General features: G+C 71.6%; 20 protein-coding genes. 5 read left to right on the plus strand and 15 right to left on the minus strand.

The features are described from left to right. Window positions 1–19: 19 nt before the first annotated feature. Complete coding sequence (locus tag ACX9TP_RS13110; protein ID WP_482980052.1) at window positions 20–1,441, minus strand: BamA/TamA family outer membrane protein; 1,422 nt, start codon at window positions 1,439–1,441, stop codon at window positions 20–22. A gap of 17 nt (window positions 1,442–1,458) precedes the next feature. Between ACX9TP_RS13110 and ACX9TP_RS13115 the strand changes: the two genes are divergently transcribed. Together ACX9TP_RS13115 and coaA are read left to right on the plus strand one after the other, a co-directional pair. Continuing rightward, on the plus strand, window positions 1,459–2,190 hold the full coding sequence (locus ACX9TP_RS13115; RefSeq protein ID WP_482980053.1) for a M90 family metallopeptidase: 732 nt from the start codon (window positions 1,459–1,461) through the stop codon (window positions 2,188–2,190). Between the two features lie 77 nt (window positions 2,191–2,267). Continuing rightward, window positions 2,268–3,221: a type I pantothenate kinase gene (gene coaA / locus ACX9TP_RS13120; protein WP_482982162.1), complete on the plus strand. Its 954-nt coding sequence runs from the start codon at window positions 2,268–2,270 to the stop codon at window positions 3,219–3,221. 11 nt (window positions 3,222–3,232) lie between these two features. Here coaA and ACX9TP_RS13125 read toward each other — a convergent pair whose 3' ends face one another. The 4 genes from ACX9TP_RS13125 to ACX9TP_RS13140 form a co-directional block, all read right to left on the minus strand. Further along, window positions 3,233–5,818: a hypothetical protein gene (locus tag ACX9TP_RS13125; RefSeq protein ID WP_482980054.1), complete on the minus strand. Its 2,586-nt coding sequence runs from the start codon at window positions 5,816–5,818 to the stop codon at window positions 3,233–3,235. 15 nt (window positions 5,819–5,833) lie between these two features. Further along, entirely contained in the window at window positions 5,834–8,341 is a 2,508-nt protein-coding gene (locus ACX9TP_RS13130; protein ID WP_482980055.1) for a hypothetical protein, read from the minus strand. A 136-nt stretch (window positions 8,342–8,477) separates the two neighbouring features. Further along, a complete protein-coding gene (locus tag ACX9TP_RS13135) occupies window positions 8,478–10,070 on the minus strand; it encodes a tetratricopeptide repeat protein (RefSeq protein WP_482980056.1) in 1,593 nt (530 codons plus the stop codon). A 155-nt stretch (window positions 10,071–10,225) separates the two neighbouring features. Further along, complete coding sequence (locus ACX9TP_RS13140; RefSeq protein WP_482980057.1) at window positions 10,226–10,693, minus strand: GNAT family N-acetyltransferase; 468 nt, start codon at window positions 10,691–10,693, stop codon at window positions 10,226–10,228. Between the two features lie 107 nt (window positions 10,694–10,800). Here ACX9TP_RS13140 and ACX9TP_RS13145 point away from each other — a divergent pair, with 107 nt between their 5' ends. Further along, window positions 10,801–11,664, plus strand: a complete 864-nt coding sequence (locus tag ACX9TP_RS13145; RefSeq protein WP_482980058.1) for an NAD-dependent protein deacetylase — start codon at window positions 10,801–10,803, stop codon at window positions 11,662–11,664. 63 nt (window positions 11,665–11,727) lie between these two features. Here the strand turns inward: ACX9TP_RS13145 and ACX9TP_RS13150 are convergent, their stop codons facing one another. Next, a complete protein-coding gene (locus tag ACX9TP_RS13150; RefSeq protein WP_482980059.1) occupies window positions 11,728–13,113 on the minus strand; it encodes an aldehyde dehydrogenase family protein in 1,386 nt (461 codons plus the stop codon). Between the two features lie 189 nt (window positions 13,114–13,302). On the opposite strand from ACX9TP_RS13150, the gene ACX9TP_RS13155 reads away from it, so the two are divergent. Beyond that, window positions 13,303–15,027: a hypothetical protein gene (locus tag ACX9TP_RS13155; RefSeq protein ID WP_482980060.1), complete on the plus strand. Its 1,725-nt coding sequence runs from the start codon at window positions 13,303–13,305 to the stop codon at window positions 15,025–15,027. Window positions 15,028–15,192: 165 nt separating this feature from the next. Here ACX9TP_RS13155 and ACX9TP_RS13160 read toward each other — a convergent pair whose 3' ends face one another. Next, complete coding sequence (locus ACX9TP_RS13160; RefSeq protein ID WP_482980061.1) at window positions 15,193–15,690, minus strand: SRPBCC family protein; 498 nt, start codon at window positions 15,688–15,690, stop codon at window positions 15,193–15,195. Next, window positions 15,687–16,049 (minus strand): ArsR/SmtB family transcription factor, encoded by a 363-nt coding sequence (locus ACX9TP_RS13165; RefSeq protein WP_482980062.1) that lies wholly within the window; start codon window positions 16,047–16,049, stop codon window positions 15,687–15,689. The genes ACX9TP_RS13160 and ACX9TP_RS13165 overlap by 4 nt, the downstream gene beginning before the upstream one ends. Window positions 16,050–16,269: 220 nt before the next feature. On the opposite strand from ACX9TP_RS13165, the gene ACX9TP_RS13170 reads away from it, so the two are divergent. Further along, window positions 16,270–17,256 (plus strand): class I SAM-dependent methyltransferase, encoded by a 987-nt coding sequence (locus tag ACX9TP_RS13170; protein ID WP_482980063.1) that lies wholly within the window; start codon window positions 16,270–16,272, stop codon window positions 17,254–17,256. Window positions 17,257–17,379: 123 nt separating this feature from the next. Here the strand turns inward: ACX9TP_RS13170 and cysI are convergent, their stop codons facing one another. Genes cysI through ACX9TP_RS13205 form a run of 7 tightly spaced genes read right to left on the minus strand, consistent with a single transcriptional unit; the run spans window position 17,380 to window position 25,843 of the window. Continuing rightward, window positions 17,380–19,077 (minus strand): assimilatory sulfite reductase (NADPH) hemoprotein subunit, encoded by a 1,698-nt coding sequence (gene cysI / locus ACX9TP_RS13175; protein WP_482980064.1) that lies wholly within the window; start codon window positions 19,075–19,077, stop codon window positions 17,380–17,382. Between the two features lie 24 nt (window positions 19,078–19,101). Then, on the minus strand, window positions 19,102–20,952 hold the full coding sequence (locus ACX9TP_RS13180; RefSeq protein WP_482980065.1) for an assimilatory sulfite reductase (NADPH) flavoprotein subunit: 1,851 nt from the start codon (window positions 20,950–20,952) through the stop codon (window positions 19,102–19,104). Next, complete coding sequence (locus tag ACX9TP_RS13185) at window positions 20,949–22,685, minus strand: GTP-binding protein (RefSeq protein WP_482980066.1); 1,737 nt, start codon at window positions 22,683–22,685, stop codon at window positions 20,949–20,951. The genes ACX9TP_RS13180 and ACX9TP_RS13185 overlap by 4 nt, the downstream gene beginning before the upstream one ends. Continuing rightward, window positions 22,685–23,602, minus strand: a complete 918-nt coding sequence (cysD, locus tag ACX9TP_RS13190) for a sulfate adenylyltransferase subunit CysD (RefSeq protein WP_482980067.1) — start codon at window positions 23,600–23,602, stop codon at window positions 22,685–22,687. Before cysD ends, ACX9TP_RS13185 begins: the two co-directional genes overlap by 1 nt. Continuing rightward, the gene (gene cobA / locus ACX9TP_RS13195; RefSeq protein WP_482980068.1) at window positions 23,595–24,395 is read right to left on the minus strand and encodes a uroporphyrinogen-III C-methyltransferase; all 801 of its coding nucleotides are present in this window, start codon (window positions 24,393–24,395) and stop codon (window positions 23,595–23,597) included. The genes cysD and cobA overlap by 8 nt, the downstream gene beginning before the upstream one ends. Beyond that, window positions 24,392–25,042: a precorrin-2 dehydrogenase/sirohydrochlorin ferrochelatase family protein gene (locus ACX9TP_RS13200; RefSeq protein WP_482980069.1), complete on the minus strand. Its 651-nt coding sequence runs from the start codon at window positions 25,040–25,042 to the stop codon at window positions 24,392–24,394. Before ACX9TP_RS13200 ends, cobA begins: the two co-directional genes overlap by 4 nt. Before the next feature lie 57 nt (window positions 25,043–25,099). Further along, entirely contained in the window at window positions 25,100–25,843 is a 744-nt protein-coding gene (locus ACX9TP_RS13205) for a phosphoadenylyl-sulfate reductase (RefSeq protein WP_482980070.1), read from the minus strand. Between the last annotated feature and the right edge of the window lie 407 nt (window positions 25,844–26,250).

Here is a 26,250-nt window from a genome sequence, read left to right on the forward strand (position 1 = left end):
GACAACCCGCCCGCGAGGCTCAGGACGGATTCACGCCCGCCACGAGGTAGAAGCGGAACTCGCCCGAGTTCACCCCGTACGCCGCGTCCACGCCCACCAGCGGCAGGATGACGTTGCGCAGGTACAGGCGCAGCCCGGCGCCCACGCCCTGGGCCAGCGTGGCGCCCTCGAGCCCCTCCTGTGCGCCCGGCAGGAAGCCGCGCACCACGCGCCCGTTGACGTCCCGGAGCTGGCGGTCCTCGGGGATGTCCCGCCACAGCATCAGCCCCGTGTCGGTGAACCCGACGCCCCGGAAGGACAGCGAGCGCACCGTGAAGAGGGGGAAGTGGTACTCGGCGGTGAAGGAGACCCGCGTGTCGCCGCGGAACTGGCGGTGCAAGAAGCCGCGCAGCGAGTTGCCGCCCATCGTCAGCTCCTGGTGGAAGGGCAGGTCCATGCCGGCGACGGCCTCGCCCCGCAGCACCAGGTTGTGCTCGCCCATCAGCCGCAGGCCCTGCCGGTAGAGGAGACCGAAGCGCCGGTAGGTGAACTCGCTCCACACGCCGGGGCTGGAGACCTCGTACGAGGCCTCGATGTTGAGGCCCTCCATCACCGCGTGCAGGTTCTGCCGCGTGTCCACGCCCACCATCAGCCGCAGCGACGTGTCCCGCTGGGACGGGCCCGTGGAGAAGGCCTCCTCCGTGACTTCCTCGTCTTCGCTCGGAGACTTCGCGTCGATGCTCATCAGCCGGTACTTCGCGGTCGCGCGCACGCGCTCGAAGAGCATCACCCCCAGCTCGCCGGCGATGGACGCCGAGTTGAGGCGCGTGCTGCGCACCACCTCCGGGTCCTCCTGGCCCGCGCCGGGCTCGTACTCGTCCACGCGGTCACTGCGCAGCTGCCCCTCCAGGCTCAGCTTCAGCTGCGGCAGGCCGAAGAGGTTCGGGTCCAGGTAGCCGGCGAACAGCCCGCTCTCCGCGGTGCTCACCTGCGCCGCCGCCGCGAACTTCTTGCTGCGGCCCCACAGGTTGTTCTCCGCGTACAGCACCCCGCCGCCGACGTTGGCCGCGGACAGCGCGAAGGTGGGCGCCACCACCCAGGACGCCTTGTCCTCCACCTCCAGGATGAGGCGTACGCGGTCCGGCCCTGTGGGCTCGGTGCTCACGCGCACCTCCTGGAACAGGCCCGTCGCCACCAGGCGCCGCTCCACCCGCGTCAGCTCCTCGGGGGTGAGGGTGTCGCCCGCGTCGATGCGCGAGTACGCCTGCACGGTCTCCGGCTTCGTCTTCTCCGGGCCGCGCACCACCACCTCGTCCACCACCTGCACCGGCCCCGTGTCCTGCGCTCCCGCGCGTGGTGCCACGAGCCCCAGCACCAGGGCCACGCACCACGCCACCACTCTTCCGCTCAGGTCTCTCGCCACGGCCTCCACCCTACCTCCAGACGCCGTTCCGCCGGACATCTGCTATGCCCTCCGTCATGATTTCACTCCTACGCCACCTCCGGCGCCGGAGCCTGCTGCGCCGGCCCTTCCCGGCACAGTGGCTGGCCTGGCTCGACGCCCGGGTGCCCTTCTTCCGCACGCTGTCGCCCGCGCTGCGCGAGACGTTCCTGGACAAGCTCAAGCTCTTCGCCTGGGAGAAGGAGTTCATCGGGGCCGGGGGGCTCACCATCACCGACGAGATTCGCGTGGTGGTCTCCGCCACGGCGGTGCAGCTCGTGGTGCACCTGGACCTGTCGTATTACGACGGGCTCCGCGAGGTCATCGTCTATCCGGACGCCTTCAAGCTGCCGGACCGCACCGGCATCGTCCTGGGCGAGGCGAAGCACTGGGGCTCCGTCATCCTCTCGTGGCAGGCGGTGCTGGCCGGCCTGCGCAACCCGGACGACGGCCACGACACCGCCGCGCACGAGTTCGCCCACGTGCTGGACCGCGCGGACGGCGCCTTCGACGGGACGCCGAAGCTGCGGGCGTACTCGCACTACCAGGCGTGGGCCGTGGTGATGAGCGAGCACTTCCGCAAGCTCCAGGACGGAAGCCGCCAGCAGCGGCAGGTGCTGGACGACTACGGCGGCCTCAACGAGGCGGAGTTCTTCGCCGTGGCCACCGAGTCCTTCTTCGAGAAGCCCCGGCAGATGCGGGACAAGACGCCGGAGTTGTACGAGGAGCTGAAGCGCTTCTACGGTTGGGACCCGGCCACGGGCACCTGAAGCCCCGCGCGCGGCTCGCCGGCCTGTGGTAGGCGGCGGACAGCGGTGTGAACATTCTCCTGGAGGAGCACCTCAACATGTCCGCACCCGGCAGCACGGCTGCTTCCATGTTCATCGACCTGGAGCGCGAGGCGTGGCGGGCGCTGCGCGCCTCGACACCGCTGCCGCTCGCGTCGGCCGACCTCGAGGGCCTGCGCGGCCTGGGCGAGCAGCTGGACCTGGAGGAGGTGGTGGACGTCTACCTGCCGCTCTCCCGGCTGCTCAACCTCCAGGTGGCCGCGGCCCAGCGCCTGTGGGCGGACCAGCAGGCGTTCCTCGGAGGCTCGGCGCGGAAGGTGCCGTTCATCATCGCCATCGCCGGGAGCGTGGCGGTGGGCAAGAGCACGACGGCCCGCATCCTCCAGGCGCTCCTGGGGCGCTGGCCGGACCACCCGCGCGTGGAGCTGGTGACGACGGACGGGTTCCTGTTCCCCAACCGCGTCCTCACCGAGCGCGGGCTGATGAAGCGCAAGGGCTTCCCGGAGAGCTATGACCGGCGCGGGCTGGTGCGCTTCCTCGCGGAGCTGAAGGCGGGGCGCGCGGAGGTGACGGCGCCGGTGTACTCGCACCTCGTCTACGACGTGGTCCCCGACGAGGCCAAAATCATCCGCCAGCCGGACATCCTCATCCTGGAGGGGCTCAACGTCCTGCAGTCCGGCCGCGTCGAGGGCAACCGGATGCCGGGCACGTTCCTCTCCGACTTCTTCGACTTCTCCATTTACGTGGACGCACACGAGCAGGACATCCGTCACTGGTACGTGAATCGCTTCCTCCAGCTCCAGCAGACGGCGTTCCGCGACGAGCGCAGCTACTTCCGCCGCTTCTCCGAGCTCACGAAGGAGCAGGCCGTGGCGCTCGCCGAGTCCGTGTGGTCGGAAATCAACGGGCCCAACCTGGCGCAGAACATCGCCCCCACCCGCTCGCGCGCGCGGCTCATCCTCACCAAGGGGCCGGACCACAAGGTGAAGCGCGTGCGGCTGCGCAAGCAGTAGCACCTGCAGCGCTACCGCGTGGACGGGGGGCCCAGCACCGACTCCGGCACGGTGAAGCGCGCGCGCAGGCCGTTCATCCGAATCTGGTCCAGCCACGCACGGGCCTCCTGCACGCCCAGGCCCCGGCGCAGGAGGGTGAAGAAGAGGTGGCAGAACTCGTCCGGCAGGCTGTTGGCGAACGTCACCGGGTCGTCGTCGCCAATCGCCACCAGCACGGGGCCGCCCTCCGGCATGGGCTGGCCCGGCAGCGGCTGCAGGCGGAAGAGGGGGTGCTCCTCGAGGGAGACGTCTCCGATGAGCATGTTGCTGGAGGGGTTGGCCTCCACGGTGATGCCCAGCCGTGAGAAGAGCCGCCGCAGGAAGCGCTGCGCCTCGTGCAGCATCCGGCGCTCGGCGGCGTCCACCGCCACCTCCTCGGGGAACTGTCCCCGGACGTAGATGCCCGGGTCCGTGAGGTAGAGGAAGAGCAGCTCCCTCGCGCTCCCCGTGGCACGTGGGCGCGAGGCGTCGAGCATGAACGGGAAGCGCATCGTGTCCAGGAGGAACCCGGGGCTGTGGCGCAGCTGGCGGGAGATGATGAGCTCCTCCACGTTCCGGTACGCGTCGCCGTAGATGGCGCGGGCCAGCCGGTCGATGCGGCCGTGCAGCCAGTCCACCCGCCCCGCCTCGCCCTGCATGTCCCCGGCGCGGTAGCGGGACAGCTCCCAGAGCAGGTCGTCCAGGAGCTCCTCGCGGGGCTGCCAGATGGAGGGCGCCGTCAGGGCCCACTGCTCGGGGTCCAGCGCGAGCGCGAAGGCATGGCCCATCCGGTCTCCCGGCTGGAGCGCGCCGAACTCGAGCGGCTCGTGCATGCGGCGCAGCCCCTCCGCCAGCCGCCGGAAGTCCTCGCCCGCGTGCAGCGTCAGCCGGAAGGGCGGGATGCGCGCATGGGGAGCCAGCAGCCGGGCCGTCTCGCGAGAGGCCTCGCGCAGGCGCTCGAAGAGCGGCAGGAAGACCCAGGTGGGGATGGCCAGCTCCAGGTTGCAGGTGTCCATGCCGCGCAGGTAGATGAGCAGCTCCGGATGGCGGCGCAGGGCGCGCTCGATGGCCACCATCTCGTGGTGGCGCCGCCGGTAGTAGCTGCCGAAGCGGCAGCCGTAGACCATGTCGGTCGGGTCCGCGTGGCGCATCCTTCCGCTGCCCCGTGCTTCCCGGTCCTCCAGCTTCACGAAGTGCAGCATCATGCCCCGCTCGGGCGCGCCGTGGACCGGGCCCGGGGCGGTGGCGATGTCCCGGATGAGCTGGCGGTTCAGGTGCCAGAGCCGCTCCGGCGCGGTGCGCACCTCGAGCGACTTGAGCGGCAGCCCGCGCGACTCCAGGGCGAGCGCCGAGCTCATCAACACCCGCGTGTCCATGTCCAGGCGCAGCGCGGAGATGCGCGCGTAGTGGATGGTGAACCAGTCCAGCCCGGCCGTCCCCGGCTCCTGGACGAGGTGGCGGTAGGTGAGGTTGCGGATGCGCTCGTACTGCCAGAAGAGCCGCGCGAAGTGTTCCTCGCCCGGGTGGTCCAGGATGAAGCCCAGCGCCCGGGCCGCCAGCCGCGTCTCCGGCAGCGCCCCCTGTCCCATGCTGAACCAGGCGTGGAGCGGGTCCGCGCTCCGGATGTCCTCCAGGCTCTGGGGGCGCCGTGCGCTGGCATGCGGGCCAGGCGCCAGCGGCTGCTGCAGCCGGCGGAGCACGGGGCGCAATTGCGTGCTGCCCACGGGGCCCCGTCCCTCCGCCAGCGCGGCCAGCGCCTTCAGGTGCAGCGTGGCATCCTGGCCCCTCGCGGCGAGCTTCCTCACGAAGGGGATGAAGGCGGGCACTCCGTCCTGCTCCACCAGCCCCAGGTCCAGGTGCCAGAGGAAGGAGGCCAGGGTGAGCCGCGCCAGCGCCGCGGTGACGAGCCAGTCCAGGAAGCTCCGCGGAGAGCCGAAGGGGACGCCGCCCCGGGAGCCGAGCTTCGAGGCCGGGGGCGCGCGAGGGCCGATGCGGGCCATGAGGTGGGTCCACAGCCATTCGAAGGGCACGGCCGCGCCCAGGTGCAGGTGGGCCTGGGCGATTCCCTCTTCCTGGAAGAAGTGCCCCAGGTGGGCCGTGCCCAGGCTGATGAAGTCCGTCGTGGGCTCGGTCCGGCCCGCCGCGGCGATGGCGGCGATGAACAGGTCCGGCGGGAGCACGAGGGAAATCCAGCGCCAGCGCTCCGCCAGCCGCTCGACGGACTTCTCGTCGCCGTGAATCAGCGTCACCTGGTGCCCGAGCGCGAGCAGGTGCTTGCGCGCGATGTGGATCAGGATGGCCTCCAGGGGAATCTTCCGGGCCCCGTCCGCGGAGACCCGCACCGACAGCTCGAACCAGGCGTGCTCGCGAATCTGCCGGAGCACCTCCAGGGACAGCCCCCGCGAGATGGGCCGCAGCCGGTCGATGAGGGTGTCCGCGATTCGCTTCGAGTCACCGACATAGAGCCCGTGCGCGTTGCGCTCCAGCACGGACAGCGACAGCTCGAAGGACAGCGCGGACGCGAAGGGCCAGGACAGGACCTCCGCTTCGAGGTGGGGCGTATTCGCGACGGTGGTCATGCCCCGGGCCCGTCGCTAGTGGGGGGCGTGGGTGGACGGTGGCTGGCGACGGGAGGGCTGCCGCGCTGCTGCGTGCTTTCGCGCTCCCGTGCTCCGCGGCGTTTCCGCTCGCCGCAGCTGCGCGTCGACCCTCCGCAGGAGCCGCTTCGCGCTGAGCTTAACGTCTGGCGGCTTGACTTCCTCCAGGGCCCGCTCGGCGCGCGTCAGCCGGGCGGCCTTCAGCTTGAGCGCCGGGGCCTGCTGCTTCCGCGTCTTGAGCACCGTGCGCCGGAGCTCGGCGACGATGTGAGGGGGAAGCCCCGATTCAGGCTCCGCCAGGAGGGGCAGCCGCTCGTCGAACCACTCCAGGAACGCCTGCTCATGCAGGGTCCGCGACGCGTTCGACTCGAGGCGCTCGTGCGTGCTGACGCAGTCCTTCAGCCGCGTCCGCCAGGAGCCGGGCGTCGCATCCGGCTCGCGGAGGTCCTGGTGTGCCCACAGGATGCCGCGCAGGAAGAGGGCGAGCAGCTCCTCCAGCTCCTGCCCCTGCTCCTTCCTCTGCTTCTTCCGCTGCTCCTTTCCCCGGGCCAGCGCGGCGCCCAGCCCCTGGTTCCAGTACGCGTTGAAGTACGCGGCATGTCTGGCGCCCACCCAGTCCGGCATGGGCCAGCTGAACGGCACGTGCAGCACTCCGAAGGCGAACTCCACCGGAACGAGGACCCGCACGTGCGGGGCGACGAGCCCATCCAGCTGGAACCGCCCTTCCAGCTCGGGCCGGCACTCCACCGTGTCCTCCGCATCGGCCGCGACGTCGATGGCCAGGAGGAGCAACGCCGTCAGGTGGTCCGGGACTTCGCGTGGGAAGTCTCCGCGGACCTTCCAGGCGAAGTCGGTGGCGGTGCTGAGCTCGTAGCGCAGGTTGATGTCCCGCAGCGGGCGGAGGTGACGGGAGTGGAGGTGGCCTCGCTGCCGGATGGGAGCGTTCAACGCCACCCGCAGCTTGTGCTTCCAGGTGCGGCCATCGTCGCTGACGAGCGGGAACTGGACGGCATGCCGCAGGCCCCGGTCGGACATGCGGGAGAAGGCCTGGTTCTCGATGGCGTCGTGCCAGAGGACATAGGCCAGCCCCGGCTGCGTTGGCTTCTCGCTCCTGGCGGTCTCCCGCACCAGGGCCTGCTCGAGGTTGCGCAGGCGCCGGAAGTACTGGGGAAGCGCCACCTGCAGGTGGGGATGGGCGTGGAAGCGGCCCAGGAAGGCGCCGAGGTGCGGGTCCTTGCCCCCCAGCTTTTCCAGCCATTGCTCCACGAGCGGCTTCTCGCCGGGCTTCTCGATGGAGGTCGGCTCCGCTTCGAGCAGCGTCGCGTGGAGGAGGCGGAGGAGGTGATGCAGGCGCACGTCCGGCTCCAGGGGCTGGAGCGAGAAGCGCTGGCCGGGAGGGATGACCCGGTCATACGCCTGCACGGCGAGCTCGTGCGCGGAGGGGCGCGCGTCCAGCGACTGGAACTCGCTCCGGTTGACGCCGCCGCTGCCGAGCCCTCCGCGCATCTGCCCGTGGCAGGAGACCCGGAGCATCTTGACGAACAGGCGGGACTGGCCCGTCAGCATGAACACGAGCTGCGGGTGCCAGAGGAAGCGCACCAGCTCCAGCACCTCCACGCAGCGGTTGGGGTTCATGTCCACGTCGTCGATGGGCAGCACCAGCCGCGCCTTGCCATGGATGGTGCGGGGGAACTGCTGGCAGGCGTACTTGACGACCGCGCTCACGAAGGCCCGCCACTTGACGACCACGTCGTGCCGGGAGCGCTCGGCCTGGGTGAGCTCCTCCGCGAAGGACTCCGGGTCCAGGCCCCCCCGGCGCTGGTCGAGGTTGCTCTCCCACCCATAGGCCGCCGCCGTGGCGAGCTCGCGCCACGGCTTGCGCCACGGCGCCTCGTTCCGGGACTCGGGATGCCAGCTCGCGATGGGCTGGGGCGCCGCCCCCTCCAGCGTCCCCGTCGCGAGCTGTTCGAGCAGGCTCGCGAACTCGAAGATGCGGCTGGCAATCCAGGTCAGCAGGGACGCGCTCTGCGGGAGCGGCTGCAGGTCCAGGGGCTTGAGGGGGATGATCCACCCGGGGTGCGCGCCCACGCCCAGCGCCTCGTCGAAGGGCGTCCCCGCGAGGAGGTACTTGAGCGAGCGCTCCTTCTCCTTTTCGGCCGCTTCGCTCGGGCCGTCCCTGCAAGCGGGCCTGTCGGCACTTGGGCATTCGAGTCCCTCCATGAGGGAGCGGCGCCAGATTTCGAGCACCGTGAGCATCACGCTCGTCTTCCCGCTGCCGCGCCCGCCGTGGATGAGCAGGACGTTGGAGGGGCGCTGGAGGTCCGCCGCCTGCCAGGTGAAGGGGCCCTGCGAGGGGAGGCCGATGGGGGTCTTATCGACGAACCGGACCACCCATTGGTGGATGAGGCTGGCCACCCTCCGCTGCTCCTGGTCCAGCTCGCTCCAGCGGAAGGGCTGCGCCTCGGCGCGCGCCGTCGGAAGGACCGTCCTGTCCTGCTCTGCCATCGGGCCCCCCAGTCGCAAGCACCTGCGCCCGCATTGGCACGCTGGCGGTGATGCGGAGCATTGGCGAGCTGTCCTGGAGGGTGGCTGCCCTGGCCGCATGGGCCCCCGCCTCGCGAGGCAGCGGGCCGCTGGCGGGTCAGCGGGGCGCGTCGGGGCGCGGCGCGGCCGGCGTGCAGAGCGTGCCGTTGGTGAGGCCCGCCAGCCGCTCCCTCAGCACCTTCTCCACTTCGGGATTGCCCTCGTCCTGAATCAGCTCCAGGGCGCGCTCTTCCGTCTGGATGGCCTCGTCGCAGGCGCCGCCGCCCGCCAGCACCATGGCGAAGGTGTCCAGGGCCTGCGTGCTCCACGGGGCGAGCGTGACGGCCCACTGCACCAGCGGGAGCGCCTCCGCCAGACGGCCCTGGTTGACGTAGAGCCAGGCCAGCCCCGTCGCCGCCGGGGCGCTGCGCGGCTCCAGCTCCAGCGCCTTCTTGTAGGCCGCCTCCTGCTCCGCCTTCGCCGCCGCGTCCGCCTTCAGCGCGGAGGCCAGGAGCAGCCAGGCCTCGCCCTCGTCCGGGTGGGCGGCCACCGCCTCGCGGGCGATGGCGGGCCGCTCGGCCTCGGGGGCCGCGCGCAGCTGGGTGGAGAGGGCGGGCAGCCCCTTCGGGTCCAACCGGAGCGCCTCGTCCAGCTCGTCCTGCGACAGCTTGCGCCGGTTGTGGATGAAGGGCTCCCGGTGGGCCATGTGGGCCCCCAGCGCCGCCAGCTTCGCGCGGATGGCGTGCACGTCCGCGTGCTCGACGACCTCCTCCAGGAAGGCCGTGCCCACGGTGGGCACCGGCACCGTGTGCTCGCGGTAGCGGCGGTTCCTCAGGTAGTCGAGCAGCACGGCGTCGAGCGTGGCGGAGCGCAGCTCGGGCAGCGCCTGCCGCTCGGCCTCGTCGGGCGCGACGCCCCTGGCGAGCAGGGCCTGGTACGCGGCGAGCTCGCGGGGGCGCTCGTTGTAGAGCCAGTGCACGAGCAGCCAGCTCGCCGCGTACATGGCGCCCACCTGCCGGTCGTCCTCGCTCGACTCCAGCGACGGCTCCCACGAGAAGACGCGCTGCATGGTCCAGTTGCGCTTCTCCGGGCGCGTGCGCACCACCCGGTTGAGCAGCACCGCCATGTCCTGGATGGCCTCGATGTGCGGCGCGCCCACCACCGCCGTCTTCCCGTCCTCCGACAGGCGCAGCGTCTCCAGGAACTCGGCCATGCCCTCGGAGAGCCACCGGGGCTGGCGCAGCAGGGCGTAGGTGCTCAGGAAGTGGGCCAGCTCGTGGTTGAGCCGCGAGGACGAGGCCTTCGACAGCCCCGTGAAGCGCTGCTGCCACGAGTCCGGCGGGCCCGGCAGGACGATGAGGGCCTCGGTCTCCGAGCGGAAGAAGAAGGCGCGCACGCGCCGGGGGTAGAGGCCTTCGAACTCGTCGGGGTCCGCGAGGACGTAGACACGCACCTTCGGCATCGGCCGGCTCAGCGCGTCGGGCCACATCGCTGCGAGGATGGCGACGCGCGTGCGCTCCAGCGCGCCCATCGCCTTGCGCGCCTCCTCGGGTGGCAGGTCCGTCTCCAGCGTGTAGTGGTCGCTGTCCAGCCGCACCCACGCGCGGCCTCCCTCGGCGGGGCAGCGCGTGAAGCGGGGGCCCACCACGCAGGCGAGCTGGGACGAGGCGAGGACGGCGAGCAGCGCTCCCATCGCGAGGCCGTGACGCACGTCGGGCTCTCTCTTCTCCGCCAGGGCATGAGGGCCCCGGTCCGTCGGGTTGGGAGCGAGAGCCTGACGCGACTGCCGTTCTCCCACAAGCACGACACGGGGCATGCGTGCAGACGATATGCGCCCTCCGTCCATGCGTTATCGGTCGAGGACCTTCAGCGACGGGCGGCGCGGAGCATCTCGATGTGGGGGATGCCGTCCTCGTCGTACACGTCGCCTTCCGCGTGGAAGCCGAAGCCCTCGTAGAAGCGCTGGAGGTAGTGCTGGGCGGAGATGCGGACGTCCGCCGCCGGGAAGTCCGAGTCCAGCCGGGCGAGGCCGCGCGCCACCCCCTCACGCCCCAGCCCGCGCCCGCGCGCCCGGGGCGACGTCACCACGCGGCCGAGGCTGCTCGCGCCAGGGAACTTCACCCCGGGGGGCAGGATGCGCAGGTAGGCGGCGAGGAAGGGCGTCCCCGCCACGTCCTCGTGCGCGAGCAGGTGGAGCGACGCGCCGTCCAGCCCGTCCACGTCCTGGTAGATGGAGCGCTGCTCCACCACGAACACTTCCTGGCGCAGGGCGAGCAGCGCATACAGCTCGTCGAGCGTCAGCTCCGAGAAGGTCTTCCATTGCCAGCGCAGCATGGGGCCCGCGTGTAGCACGGCCAGGGCTCCGGCGGCCCTCCTCTCACGACGTGGGGGGAGGCGAGCGTCCAGCGCCGGAAGGCCCGCATCATTATATGTGTCGCGCGATGACCTCTTCGCTCGATGCCCTGCCTGCCCCCGAAGCGACCGAAGGCGTGGAAACCCTGGCGCGGCTGCTGCGAGGCCGTCGCACGGTGGTGCTCACCGGCGCCGGGTGCAGCACCGAGTCCGGCATCCCGGACTACCGGGGGCCGGGGACGCGCGCCCGCGCGCGCAACCCCATCCAGCACCGCGAGTACCTCACCCGGCCGGAGATTCGCGCGCGCTACTGGGCGCGCAGCCTGCTCGGCTGGCCGCGCTTCTCCTCCGCGCAGCCGAACGCCGCGCACCACGCGCTGGCACGGATGGAGCTCGACGGCCTGGTGCCGGGGCTCATCACCCAGAACGTGGACCGGCTGCACCACGCGGCCGGCAGCTCGCGCGTCATCGAGCTGCACGGGGCGCTGGCGCGGGTGCGCTGCCTGGACTGTGGCGCGCAGGAGGCGCGGGTGGACCTGCAGGAGCGGCTGCTGGCGCTCAATCCCGACTTCGCCCACCACGTGCTGGAGCTGCGGCCGGACGGTGACGCGGAGCTGTCCTCGGAGCTGCTCCAGTCCTTCCACGTCCCCGCGTGCCTGCAATGTGGCGGGACGCTGAAGCCGGACGTGGTGTTCTTCGGGGACAACGTGCCGGCGCCCACGGTGGAGGCGGCTTTCTCGCTGGTGGAGGAGGGCGACGCGCTGCTGGTGGTGGGCTCGTCGCTGGCCATCTTCTCCGGCTACCGCTTCCTCGTGCGCGCCTCCGAGCGCCGCATGCCCATCGCCATCCTCAACATCGGCGAGTGCCGGGGCGTGGAGCTGGCGGACGTGCGCGTGGAGGCGCGAGCCGGAGACGTGCTGCCCCGGCTCGCGGAGGCGCTGGCGCGGGGGTGACTCACCCGGGCGGCTCGGAAGCGCCGGAGGGGCCCGCGTGGATGGCGGGCCCGGCGCCGCGGGTCAGAACCGCAGCCGGTAGTGCAGGGACTTCGGCCGTGTCAGCGAGTCGAAGCCGAGCGCACTCAGCGTCACCCCGCGCCCGGAGTCCTTCACGCCGCTCCACGGCAGCGCGGGGTCCAGCGAGTCGCAGCGGTTCATGTAGACGGTGCCCGCCTCCAGCTGGCGCGCCATCCGGTCCGCGCGCTCGCGGTCGGACGTCCACACGCTCGCGGTGAGCCCCAGGCTGGACGCGTTCATCCGGGCCAGGGCCTCCTCGTCGGAGCTGACGGAGGCGATGGGCAGCAGCGGCCCGAAGGACTCCTCGCGCATCACCTTCGCGTCGGCGCTCACGTCCTTGAGCAGCGTCGGCTCGAAGAAGCGGCCCTTGCCGTTCACCTGCGTGGGGCGGCCGCCGCGGACGAGCTTCGCGCCCCGGCGGGTGGCGTCCTGGACGAACGCCTCCAGCTCCGCCGGGTGCCACGGCTGGGCAATGGGGCCGAGCGTCGTCGTGTCGGACTCCGGGTCGCCCAGCACGTACGCGCGCACCAGCGGCTCCACCGCGTCCACGAAGCGCGCGTACAGCGACTGGTGCACGTACACGCGCTCCACCGCGCAGCAGCTCTGGCCGGCGTTGTACATGGCGCCGTCGACGATGTTCTCCACCGTCTTGTCGAAGTCGCAGTCCGGCGCGACGTAGGCCGGGTCATTGCCGCCCAGCTCCAGGCCGATGTGCAGGAACCGGTCCTTCGCCGCCGCCTGCATCTTGTGCCCGCCGAGCACCGAGCCGGTGAACAGCACGTGGTCCACCCGAGCGTCCCCGACGAGCTTCTCCGTCGCGGCGTAGTCCAGGAAGATGGCCTGCACCGTGCCCTCGGGCGCGCCCGCCTCGGCGAAGGCGCGGGCGAAGTGCTCGCCGCACAGGGGCGTGCGCGGCGAGTGCTTCACCACCACGGCGTTGCCCGCCAGCACGGCCGGCGCCACGGCATTCACCGCGGTGAGCAGCGGGTAGTTCCACGCGGGTAGATCCAGCACCACGCCGAGCGGCTCCTTGGCAATCCTCCGCTCGAAGCCATCCTTGGGCGGCAGGACGATGTCCGCGAGCGACTCGGCGGCAATCGACGCCATGTGGCGCAGCCGTCCCGCCATGCCTCCCACCTCGCCCCGGGCCTGCGAGAGCGGCTTGCCCATCTGTCGGGTGATGTCGCGGGCGATGGCGTCGGCGCGCTTCTCCATCGCCTCGCAGGCGCGCAGCACCAGCTTCACGCGCTCCTCCACGCTCATGGCACGCAGCGCGCGTGACGCGCTCCGGGCGCGCTCCAGCACGGCGTCCAGCTGGGTGGGAGAGGTGGGCTCCACCGAGGCGGCGACGTCGCCGGTGTACGGGTTGTCGACGATGTGTGTGCTCATGGGGACCAGGAAAGCCGACGGACGCGGGAGCGTCACGGCCCGGAAGGGGGGAGAGCGCGCTTTAAGACAGAGCGTGACGGCAATTGTTATCGGCCCATCGCCCCCGGGGCCGGGCATGATGCGCCCTGCCGCCGTTCTGCCTGGAGGGCAGCCGGGCAGACCCGCTCGCGGTGTGGATGGGGGAGCGTCATGCACTTCGTCTCGAAGGTCGACGGGCTGGACTACGTGGTGGTGCTGGACGGGCTCGCGCTGTCGTCGTGGTGCCTGCCCGACGAGGTGGTCTCGGACCTGGACATCCACGCGTCGAGCGCGGGCCTGCTGAGCACCGATGGAGCGGGCAGGCTCGTGCTCGCCTGGGACGACAGCCACGACCGCAGCCACCTCGTCGCGGTGGACACGCTGAAGCGCGAGCGTCGCTACGCCCGCTTCCAGCTCAAGCCCTCGTTGCTCGACGCCTCGGGCGAGACGCTGCTGCGGGTGATGGACCTCGGCGCTCCCTCGATGCTGGAGCGCCTCACCCTGAAGGGAGAGCCCGAGGGCTCGCGGCCGCTCCCATTTCCGGAGGAAGAGCCGGTGCCGCTGTCCGCGGAGTGGAACGCGCCTCTCTGGTCCCGTCCCCGGTGCGCTGGCCGGGCCGGGCTCGTGGCCACCGTCGGCGCGGACGGGCGCGCGCTGCTGGCGGACTTCCGCGACTTCGACGCGCCCCGGGTGGTGGCCTCGGCCCGGCTGTGGGTGCCTCCCACGTGGGACGTGCGGCTCACGCCCTTCGAGGATGCGCTCGGCATCGCCGCCCACGACGTCGTGCACGGGACGGCCACCGTGTGGCGCGTGTCCGGCCGCGACGTCTTCGAGCGCAAGGGGCTGCCCGCCCTCACGATGCCGGCCTTCGCCACCCAGGACGTGCTGCTCACCCAGGTGGCCGCCGATGCGCTCCAGCGGCTGGAGCTTCGCGACGGCACGTCCCGCACGCTCCGGCTCCCCGCCACGGGGCGCGAGACGGGGCTGGTGCCCCACGGCCCGGGGACGCCCATCGCCAGCGGCGACGTCACCGCCTTCCTCCCCTGGCATGCCGAGAGCCTCTTCTTCTTCGACGCGGAGACGGACGCGCCGTCCGAGGTGTCACGCCTGCTCCCCGACGACTCGCGCGAGCTGCGCAGGTGCTTCCTGGAGCGGGTGCGCCTGGCGAACGACGTCGCTCGCTCCACGGGCACCTGCTTCGAGCTGAAGGCGCTGGAGCTGACACCGAAGCACCACCGCTTCGCCGTGAGCCTGTCCGCGCACGGGGGAGACGGAAGCCTCTGGGCACGCACGGTGACGGGTGCGCTCCTGGGCCTGTTCTCGGACCTGTCCGACCAGCAGCAGTTCGGGGCGTGGCAGCGGGGGGCTATGAGCTTCCCGTACATTCCGGAGCAGCTCTGCCCCACCACCAGCGCGGACGAGGTGGCGTCCGTCCTCGGGCGCATGGACCACCACGGGTTCCGCCTCCCCAGCCTCACCACCGTCATCAACGACCTCTACGAGCGCGGCCTCATGTCCCGGTGGAGCGTGGAAGGCGCCAGGCCGCCCCTCACGGATGACGCCGCGCGGATGTTGCTCCAGGTGTTCATCACCGGGCTCGCCTCGCCGTCGCCCGTCAGCCTCATGCAGCAGGTGGAGCGGTGGCGGCAGGCCCCCCTGTCCATCTCCGAGCTGGCCGAGCGGGTGCCCCGCCTCCACCCCTCGCATGCGCGCGCGGCGCCCAGGCTGCTCGCCGTACTCGCGCGGCTGGCCGCGGTGCACCTCCAGGCGCGAGCGGGCCCGCTCCTCGAAGCCCTGGCGAAGGACGCGCACCCCGAACACCGCAGCGCTGCGTTCCACGACTTGAGCGCGGTCCACCAGTGGTGGGCCGCGAAGTACCCGGCGTCCTTGCGCTGACTTCCGCAAAGGATTTCCAGAAGGCGAATGGCGTGAAGAGCACCGGCTACTACGGCCCGCTGACCCGCGCGGCCTTCGAGACGCTGGGTGCCAAGGTGGGCGGACGATGCACTTGCGGCCCGGTCACCTCACGTGGCCGGGCCGTTGTCGTTCCGTCATCCTCCACTATGCGGCTGCCTGTGAGACCAGCAGTTCCTCGAGCTTGTCGTAGCTCGCCGCCACGCCGCGCTCCATCGGCGTCTTGAGGACCGCTTCGAGCGCCTCCTTCGAGGCGTAGCGCGTCTTGCTGGTGACGGTGGTCTTCCCGTCCTGCTCGACGAAGGTGAGGGTGCCCACCGCTTCACCCGGGTACCAGGCATCGTCGAACACCTCGGTGCTCACGATGCGCTCGCCGGGGACGATTTCGCGGTAGACGCCGCGCATTCCCATGTCGCTCACGCCCTGACGGCTCCAGACGAAGCGGTAGTCTCCGCCCACCTTCAGGTCGACCTCGCAGACGGTCATCGACCAGCCGTTCTGGATTCCGAGCCAGCGCTTGAGCAGCTCGGGCCGGGTCCAGGCGTCGAAGACCAGCCTGCGAGGTGCGTTGAAGACACGGGTCATCACCAGGTCGCGGTCGCCTTCGGTCGCGAGACTCAGCTTCCCTACGTTTCTGGGGGTCATTTCTTCTTCCTCCGTTTGTGGGGCTCTGTTGCTTCCAGGGTCTTCAGTTCCTCCAGCACGGCATCGAGGCGCTCGAAGTTCGCCTCCCAGTACCGGCGGTAGTTCTCCAGCCAGGCGTTGGCCTCCGCGAGCGGTGCGGCCTCCAGCCGGCGGGGCCGTCGCTGCGCGTCGATGCCGCTGGAAATCAACCCCGCGCGCTCGAGCACCTTGAGGTGCTTGGAGATGGCGGGCTGGCTCATCGCGAACGGCTCGGCCAGCTCCGCCACCGACGCCTCACCCGAAGACAGCCGGGCGAGGATGGCCCGCCGCGTGGGGTCCGCGAGCGCGGCGAAGGTCGCGTCGAGACGCGCGGACGTCAACTGTCCATGACTTTTTGGTTTCATAACCTGAAGGTTATTTATGGCCCTGACGGGTTCGGCGTCAACCCCCCCTGGCCTCGGCCCGAGCCGTGAGCGCCGAGCCCCGGCCGCCCGGCCGCCCACTGACCGGAAGGAACGTTCATTCCGCCCGCTGGCCGCCCGGAAGGAGTCGCGTCTTCCCGCGTCTGGCGTGAAGTCCGGGCGGTAGGCTGGGGGCGCCATGTCGAGCCCCGCCGAGTTCCCCCGCCGCTTCCACGACGAGCCGCTCATCGTCATCGTCCGTCATCTGCGAGGGGCTCTCGGGGCGGGGAGCGTCCGCATCGAGGTCCCCGACCCGGACCTGGGCCGTGGGTGCTATCCGGGGGAGCGCGTGGGGCCGGGGGAGGGGCTCATCCACCGGCCGCTGCGAAGCTGGTGCGACCTGGCCGACGGGCTCTCGTGCCGGCTGCTCACGCCTCGCCCGGTGGACGGCACGCACGTGGCGCTCACCTTCGAGCGGCTCGGCTCCGAAGCGTCGTGGCACGCGGGAGGTGAGGAGGCCGAAGAATCGCTCGAGCCCCGGGAGCGGTACGGGACGGGGTCCGAGTTCGCACGGGTGCGCAAGCTGGAGGACGCGGGCTTCCTCCTGCCGTGGCTGGAGGCGCTCGGGCGCATCCACCTGCCCCCGGGCGCGAGGGTGCTCGACCTCGGGGTGAATCGGGGCGACGAGCTCGCGGCCTTCGCGTGGCTCGAAGGCGCACCGGACGTCAGCTTCGTCGGCGTGGACCACGGCGCCAGCGCGCTCGAAGAGGCGCGCGCCCGCTTCCCCGACCCACGCCACCGCTTCGTCCTCGCGGACCTCAACGCGCTGCCCGAGGACCTGGGCCGCTTCAGCCTCGTGGTGTCGGTGGGCACGTTGCAGAGCCCCGGTGTGGACGACCACGCGCTGCTGCGCCGGCTGGTGCAGCAGCACCTGGAGCCGAGGGCCACGCTCCTGCTCGGCTTCCCCAACTCACGCTTCCGGGACGGAGAGGTGGTCTACGGCGCGCGCGTGCGCAACCTGCGCGAGCCGGACCTGTCGCTGCTGGTGAAGGACCTCTCCTTCTACCGGCGCTACCTGCACCAGCACGGCTTCCGCACCTTCCTCGGCGGGAAGTACGACCTGCTGCTCACGGCGGTGCGAGGCGGCGCCAGTCAAGGCCGGGCGGACGGCGAGGCCCTGGATTGAAGGTCGGAGGCGGGCACGCGTCGTGCCCGGAGTGTCCTCGCGGAGGTGTTGGACGACACCGTGACGGGGGAGGCGCTGTCGGCCCTGCCGCAGGCCTGCCTCCCACCGTCACGGAGGTGAGGCTCAGGCCGCGGCGCCGGGCGTCACCTTTGAGGGTGCCGCCGACACATGGCCCGCACGCACCACGAAGTCACCGAAGCCCTCGCCCGGCTTCCGCTCGCGCGCGTACTCCGCGAACAGCGGCTCCAGCGCACCGAGGATGCCGTCCTCGTCGATGTTCTCCCTGTACAGCCGGTTCAGCCGCTGGCCGCGAGCGTCGCCCCCGAGGTGGAGGTTGTAGCGGCCCGGCGCCTTGCCCACGAGTCCCACCTCCGCGAGGTAGGGCCGCGCGCAGCCATTCGGGCAGCCGGTGATGCGCAGCAGGAGGTTGGCGTCCCGCAGGCCATGCGCCACCAGCCGCGCCTCCAATCTCTCCACGAACGCGGGCAGGTAGCGCTCCGCCTCGGCCATGGCCAGGCCGCAGGTGGGCAGCGCCACGCACGCCAGCGCATTCCTGCGCAGGGGGCTGGCGCTCCGGAAGCCGTCCAACCCATACCGGGCCACCAGCGCGTCGACGGCCTCCTTCGCCTCGGCGCTCACGTTCGCGATGACGAGGTTCTGGTTCGCGGTGAGCCGGAAGTCGCCCTGGTGGAAGCGGGCAAGCTCCCGCAGGCCGGTGAGGTGCTCCGCTCCGGGGCGGTCCGCCACGCGGCCGCTGTCCAGGTGCAGCGTCAGGTGCCACTTCCCGTCATGTCCCTCCACCCAGCCGAAGCGGTCCCCGTTGTGCTCGAAGGCGAACGGGCGAGCGGGCTGCAGCGCGAAGCCAAGCCGCCGCTCCAGTTCTGACGTGAACCACGCCACCCCGCGCTCCTCCAGGACGTACTTGAGCCGCGCGTGCTTGCGGTTGCCGCGGTCCCCGAAGTCGCGGTGAATCTTCACCACCTCCTCCGCGACGGCGAGCGTCTTCTCTGGAGGGATGAAGCCGACCACGTCCGCCAGCCGCGGATACGTGGCCGCGTCACCGTGGGTGGCGCCCATTCCGCCGCCCACGGAGACGTTGAAGCCGGCCAGCTCGCCGCCTTCGAGGATGGCGATGAAGCCCAGGTCCTGAGCGAAGACGTCCACGTCGTTGAGGGGCGGCACCGCGACGGCGGTCTTGAACTTCCGGGGCAGGTAGGTGGCGCCGTAGATGGGCTCGTCCTCTCCGCCGGCCACCTTCTCCGCGTCCAGCCAGACCTCGTAGTAGGCGCGCGTCTTCGGCAGCAGGTGCTCGGAGATGCGCACCGCCCACTGGTACACCGTCTCGTGGACGCGCGAGTCCACCGGGTTCGGGTTGCACAGCACGTTGCGATTCACGTCGCCGCAGGCGGCCAGCGTGTCCATCAACGCCTGGTTGATGCGGGCGATGGTGGGCTTGAGGTCGTCCTTGATGACGCCGTGGAGCTGGAACGCCTGCCGCGTGGTGATGCGCAGCGTGTGGTTGGCGAACTCCCGGGCCAGTGCGTCCATGGCCAGCCACTGGGCCGGCGTGCACACGCCGCCGGGCAGGCGCGTGCGGAGCATCAAGCTGTAGGCCGGCTCCAGCTTCTGCTGCCGGCGCTCCTCACGGATATCCCTGTCGTCCTGCTGGTAGCTGCCGTGGAACTTGATGAGGCTGGTGTCCGGCGTGGCGATGCTGCCCGTCACCGGGTCCACCAGGCTCTCCGCCAGCGTGCCGCGAAGCAGGCGGCTCTGCGTCTTGATGTGCTCCACCTCGGACAGAGGCTTGGACGGGTGACTCATGTCATCGTGCTCATGGGTAGAAGGTCAGTAGACGTCGCGCAGGTAGCGCCGCTGCTCGCGCAGGCCCTGGAGCCAGGCCTCCGCGTCCTCACGGCTCTTCCCGCCGTGGGTGGAGACGATGTCCAGCAGCGCGGCGTGGACGTCCGGGGCCATGCGCTGGGCGTCACCGCAGACGTAGAGGTGCGCGCCGCCGTCCAGCCACTCATAGACATCGCGTCCGGCCTCGCGCAGGCGGTGCTGCACGTAGACCTTCTCCGCGCGGTCTCTGGAGAAGGCGAGGGACAGCCGGTGCAGCGTCTTCTTCTTCAGGGCCTCCTGCCACTCCACCTGGTAGAGGAACTGCGTGCGGAAGTGCTGCTCGCCGAAGAAGAGCCAGTTGCGGCCCCGGGCCCCCACCTCCGCGCGCTCCTGCACGAAGGCGCGGAAGGGCGCCACACCCGTGCCGGGGCCAATCATCAGCACGTCCTTGTCCCCATCCTCCGGCAGGCGGAAGCGCTCGTTGGGCTCGATGAAGACGCGGACCCCATCCACCCCTGCCGACCGCGCGGCGAGGTAGGACGACGCGGCGCCGAGGTGCCGCGTGCCGAAGGCCGTGTAGTCCACCACCGACACCGTCAGGTGCGCCTCGGCGCCCACGCGCTTCGGGCTGGATGCAATCGAGTACAGCCGGGGCGCCAGCTTGCGCAGCGCCGCGACGAGCTCCGCCGCGCCCCACGGCGCCCGGTGCGTGCGCAGCAGGTCGATGACCTGGTGGCTCGCCAGCAGCGCGCGGAAGGCCTCCGCGCCTGATGGCTCCAGCAGCCGCTTCAGCTCCGCGCTGCCCGCCAGCGCGGCGTGGCGCTCCAGGAAGGGCCGGTTGAGCTTCGTCAGCTCCAGCTCCTCGCCCAGCCACTTCACCAGCGGCAGCGTGCGCCCGTCCCGCTTCACCTCCGTGCCCCCGTCCAGCTTCAGCTCGGACAGGAAGGCGTCCACCAGCTCGGGAGGGTTGTGCGGCCACACGCCGAGCGCGTCGCCCGGCGCGTACTCCAGGCCGGAGCCTTCGAGCGACACCTCCACGTGCCGCACGTCCTTGAGCGCGCCCCGTCCGGTGATGCGCTGGTTGACCAGCACCTCGGCGGCGAAGGGCGCCTCCTTGCTGAACGTCGGCGCGGGAGCCGTCGCCCCTCGCAGAAGGACGACGGCCGCGATGGAGGGCGCCTGGGGCTCCAGCGCCTCGCGTGCCCGGGCAAAGGCCTGGTCGAGCCAGCCCGTGGCCACGGGCTCGAAGTCCACGTCGCAGTCGGCGCGCTCCAGCAGCCGGGTGGCGCCCAGCTCCGTGAAGCGCGCGTCGAGCGCGCGGCCCACCTCGCAGAACTTCGGGTAGCTGGAGTCACCCAGCCCCAGCACCGCGAAGCGAAGCCCCTCCAGCCTGGGGGCCCGCTTGCCCAGCACGTGCTCGCAGAAGCCGCGCGAGTCGTCCGGCGGGTCTCCATCCCCCTGCGTGCTGATGACCACGCAGAGCAGCTTCTCCTTCGCCAGCTCCCGCACGGGGTAGTCGCTGGCGCGGAAGAGGCGCGCAGGCAGTCCGGAGGACTCCACCTGGTGCTTGAGTCGCTCCGCCAGCAGCCGGCTGTTTCCCGTCTGCGTCCCGTAGACGATGGTGAGCGGCACCGCCGGAGCAACCGCGGGCGTGGCGGACACGGGCGCCGCCACGGAGACCGGAGCGGAGCCGGGCCGCGAGGCCAGTCCCGCCGCATAGCCGCTCAGCCAGTGCAGGGACGCCGCATCCAGCCCCTCAACCAGCTTGAGCAGCAGCGCGCCCTTCTCGTCACCCAGCAGCGTGGTGACGAAGGGCGGCGCCACGGGGCGCGAGGCCCCTCCTGTCGACGGACTCACTTCACGTTCTCCCCGAGCGCGAGGACGCGCTCCACCTGCTGCTTCGAGTCCTCGGCCGCATCCAGCTCCAGCCACGCCACGCCCGAGTCGCGAGCCTCCGCGCGGAGGACGCGCCGCGTCTGGGGTGCCTCGGTGTGCACCAGCGCCACCAGCCCCGCGCCGGCCAGCGCGAGGGCCACCTCCACGTCCCCCGCGACGGTGACCACGTGACGGCCCTGGTCGAACAGGCTCCGCTCCAGCTCGAAGGCGCGCGACGCGGCCTCCGGCGAGGACGGCAGCAGCACGATGGCCCCGGGCTGCCCCAGCCGCGCGCGACGCTCGGCCGCGGAGACGAGGGACGCCTCCACCGCGCCGCGAGCCCCCGAGTCCGCCGCCCCCAGCACCATGCCCGCGCCCACCGTGTCGTGCGTGAGGGCATCGATGATGATGAAGGCGCCGGTGCGCCGGTTGTCGCGGTAGGGGTCGGCCAGCAGCGGCCGGCGGCACACCAGCCGCACCTTGCCGATGTCGTTGAGGGACAGCGACTCCGCGGGCACCTCGGACAGGTCCTCCAGTTCCTTGCGCCACAGGATGCGCTCCACCTGCGCGGGCGCGGTGCGGGTGGCCTGCTTCACCAGGTAGCGGCGCGAGAGGTCCAGCGGCTGCTCCCCGAACCACACCAGCATCGCGTCGAGCTGGTGGAGCGCGAGCGGCGGCTCGTCCACGTGGGACAACATGTCACCCCGGCTGGCGTCCACCTCGTCCGCCAGCCGCAGCGTCACGGAGGCGGGCGCGGACGCCTCCTCCAGCGGCCCGTCGAAGGTGTCGATGCCGGCCACGCGCGTGCGGCGCCCGGAGGGGAGCACCTGCACCTCGTCACCCACGCGCACGGTGCCGGAGGCCACCTGGCCCGCAAGCCCGCGGTAGTCCTGGTGCGGACGGAGCACGTACTGGACGGGGAAGCGGAATGCGGCGTTGTCGAGCCGGCGCTGGTGGGGCAGCGACTCCAGCCACCCGAGCAGCGTGCCGCCCTCGTGCCACGGCGTGCGCGCGCTGGCGCGGGTGATGTTGTCGCCACGACTCGCGCTGACGGGGAAGAGGCGCACGCCCTCGAAGCCGAGCGTGTACGCGAAGTCCGCCAGCTCCTGGCCGATGCGCTCGAAGGTGGCGCGGTCGAAGCCCACCAGGTCCATCTTGTTCACCGCGACGGCCAGGTAGGGGATGCCCAGCAGCGAGGCGATGTACGCGTGCCGGCGCGTCTGCGGCAGCACGCCCAGGCGCGCGTCCACCAGGATGACCGCCGCGTCCGCCGTGGAGGCGCCGGTGGCCATGTTGCGCGTGTACTGGATGTGCCCCGGCGTGTCCGCGATGATGACCTTGCGCTTCCCCGTGGACAGGTAGCGGTAGGCCACGTCGATGGTGATGCCCTGCTCGCGCTCGGCCTTCAGGCCGTCGGTGAAGAGGGAGAAGTCGAGCTCCTCCTCCTCGGCGCCGGCCGCGACCTTGAGGCCCTGGGCGAGCACCTCCGTCGGTACCTCGGTGCGGGCGGCGGCGCGCTTCGCGCTGGCCTTCTTCACGGCGGAAATCTGGTCCTCGAAGAGGCCGTCGCACTCGTAGAGGAGCCGGCCGATGAGCGTGGACTTCCCGTCGTCCACGGAGCCCACGACGACGAGCCGCAGCAGCTCGCGGCTGGAGTGCTCGTCGAGGAGCCGCTGCACGTCGGGCTGGGGAGGTGTCTGCAGTGCGGTATCCATTAGAAGTAGCCCTCGCGCTTCTTGAGCTCCATGGAGCCCTCTTCGTCGTGGTCGATGAGACGGCCCTGGCGCTCGGACTGGCGGGCGTTGACCATCTCGTGGATGACGGCCTCCACCGTGGTGGCGGAGGATTCGATGGCGCCGCTCAGCGGGTAGCAGCCGAGCGTGCGGAAGCGAACCCGCCGCAGCGTGGGCTTCTCGCCTGGACGCAGGCGCATGCGCTCGTCGTCCACCATCAGCAGCGTGCCGTTGCGGTCGATGACGGGGCGCTCGGCGGCGAAGTAGAGCGGCACCACGGGAATCCGCTCGCGCAGCACGTAGTGCCACACGTCCAGCTCGGTCCAGTTGGAGAGGGGGAAGACGCGCATGCTCTCCCCGGCGTCCACGCGGCCGTTGTAGAGGTTCCACAACTCCGGCCGCTGCCGGCGCGGGTCCCACTGGCCGTGCCTGTCGCGGAAGGAGAACACGCGCTCCTTCGCGCGGGACTTCTCCTCGTCGCGGCGCGCGCCGCCGAAGGCCGCGTCGAAGCCGTGCTGCGCCAGCGCCTCCAGCAGCGCCTGCGTCTTCATGGCGTGGGTGTACTTCTGGCTGCCGTGGTCGAAGGGGTTGATGCCCTCGGCGAGCGCGCGGCGGTTCTGGTGCACCAGCAGCTTCAGCCCGTGCCGCGCCACGAAGGCGTCGCGGAAGGTGTACATGTCCCGGAACTTCCAGGTGGTGTCCACGTGGAGGAGCGGGAAGGGCAGGGGCGCGGGGTGGAAGGCCTTGCGCGCCAGGTGCAGCAGCACCTGCGAGTCCTTGCCGATGCTGTAGAGCATCACCGGGTTGGCGAACTCGGCCACCGTTTCTCGCAGGATGTGGATGCTCTCGGCTTCCAGCTCCGCCAGGTGCGTGGTCCTCGCCAGCGTGTTCTCACTCATGGCCACCCTCCGCCTTCAGGGGCACGGCGTGCCCATTCATCGTTGAACCGCGTGCCACCAGCGACGGCAGTTGGGAGCGCAGCGCCACCACCTCGCCCACCACGAGCAGCGCCGGGGAGCCGATGGCCGCCCGTCGCGCCTCGAGTGCGATGTTGCCCAGCGTGGCCTCCACCACCCGCTGGTGCTCCCACGTGCCCGCCTCCACGATGGCGGCGGGCGTCGCAGCGGCGCGGCCCGCTGTCACCAGTGCGCGCACCGTCTCCTCCAGTCGGTCTCCGGCCATGAAGAGCACCAACGTCTGGGCCCGCGCGAGGAAGTCCCAGTCCGGCGCGCCGCCCGCGCGGTGCGCGGTGGCGAACGTCACCTCGCCGGACACGCCCCGGTGGGTGACGGGGATGGCCGCCGAGGCCGTCGCGGCGATGCCCGCGGACAGGCCGGGCACCACCTCGTAGGGAATGCCGGCCTCCTCCAGCGCGAGCGCTTCTTCCGCGCCGCGCCCGAAGACGAACGGGTCTCCGCCCTTGAGGCGCACCACCTGACGGCCCAGCCGGGCCTGGGCGATGAGCACGGAGTGGATGTCCTCCTGCCGCACGGACTCGCCGCCGCCCTCCTTGCCCACGTAGATGAGGCGGGCGTGGGGGCGCGCGTGCTCCAGCACGGCGGGGTGCACGAGCCTGTCGTGCACCACGGTGTCCGCTTCTCTCAGCAACCGTGCCGCGCGCAGCGTGAGCAGCTCCGGGTCTCCCGGGCCTGCTCCCACCAGGTACACGCGTCCCTGAACCTGCTCTCTCATGTCGCTTCTCCCGATGACTTCAAGGTCTTCAGCGCCGCGCGGAGCTGGACTCCCGCGGCCTTTCGCTCGCCTCGTGCCAGCAGCGCGCCGACGTCTCCCTCCACCAGCCCCTTCAAGAGCCGCTGGCGCTCCACGCCCGCGGGCAGGCGGCGGCGCAGCCATCCGCTGAGCCGCGCCAGCCACACGTGGTGCGGTGCCACCCGCGCCGTCAGCTCACGGCGCAGCACCCGGGCCACGGCGGGCGCCTGGCCGGCGGTGGAGATGGCCACGGTGATGGGGCCTCGGCGTCCGACGGAGGGCAGCGTGAAGTCGCACAGCTCCGGCACGTCCGCCGTGTTCACCCAGATGCCGAGCGCACGCGCCTCCTGTGCCACGCGAGGGCCCACGCTCGCGTCGTCCGCGGCGGCGAGGACGAGGTCATGCCCGCGCACGTCGCCGGAGGCATAGGGGCGGGCGAGCCATTCGATGCGGCCCTCGGTGGCCAGGGTGCGCAGGGTGGCGGTGGCCTCGGGGGCGACGACGCGCAGCCGGGCACCGGCCTCGAGCGCGGCGAGGGCACGGCCCTCGGCGATGGTGCCGCCTCCCACGAGGAGGACGCGGCGTCCCTCCAGGCGGAGGCAGACGGGGTAGTCGACGGGGTGGCTCATGCGGCGTCCCTCCAGGCGGAGGCAGATGGGCTGGTCGGAAAGGGGCTCATGGCGTGCTCAGCGGACCGGGTGCAGGCCGCACTCGCTGTGCTCGCGCGCTTCCCACCACCAGCGGCCGGCGCGCTCGTCCTCGTACGGCTTCACCGCGCGGGTGCAGGGCGCGCAGCCGATGGACGGGTAGCCGCGGTCATGGAGCGCGTTGTAGGGGACGGCGTTCGCCTTCACGTAGGCCCACACCTCCTGGCGGGTCCAGGAGGCCAGCGGGTTGAGCTTGAGGAGGCCGCCGTGCTCGGCGTCGACCTCGGCGATTTCCACGGCGGTGCGGGTGATGGACTGCTCGCGGCGCAGGCCCGTCAGCCACGCCTCGCGGCCGGCGAGGGCGCGGCGCAGCGGCTCCACCTTGCGGATGGCGCAGCACTCCTTGCGCGCCTCCAGGTTCTTGCGGAAGGAGAAGTAGCCCAGCGTGGACTCCAGCGCCTCCACGCGCGTGCGCTCGGGGAAGAAGGTCTCCACCGTGACGCCGTAGCGGTTGCGCGTCACCTCGATGAGCTCGTACGTCTCCGGGGGCAGGCGACCGGTGTCGAGCGTGAAGACGCGGAGGCTCGGTGCGTGCTGGCGGGCCAGGTCGATGAGGACCATGTCCTCCACGCCGAAGCTGGAGGCGAGGGCCGCGCGCGCGCCGAACCGCCGCTCCACCCAGGCGAGCACCTCCTCCACGGGCGCGTCCTTCAGGGCGCGCGCCTCATCGAGCGGTGCAGGGGTGGAGACAGCGAGGGCGGTGGCGGACAGCGGGGGCGGCATGGAGGACTCCGAGGGTGGAAACGAAAACGGCCCGCGCCTCTTTCGAGGGCGGGCCGCGCGAGCAGGGAAGGACGAGAAGGGACTGCTAGCCACTCCTCGCTGCTCGGCACCCGCCGGGAGGCGGACACACGGGACACGCACACGCCAGACAGCACGCGCCGCACTCGCTCCCGGCGCACGACGCTCCGCTCGCGCCGGTCAGCGCGAGGGACTTCGGAGCGGTGCGGGAAGCGGAGGAGGAGGACATGTGGCGCGGGTGCGGCGGTGGGAGAGCAGGAGTCTGGAAAGCGAGCGGCCCGGCTCCTTCGAGAGGAGGCCGGGCCGGGAGGAAACGCGTGGACTCAGAAGAGGTCCGGTGCGCGCGTCAACAGCCCAGGCCCGACAGGGCACAACAGGCACACGACCGA

The sequence above is a fragment of the Pyxidicoccus sp. M15 genome, assembly GCF_056858435.1.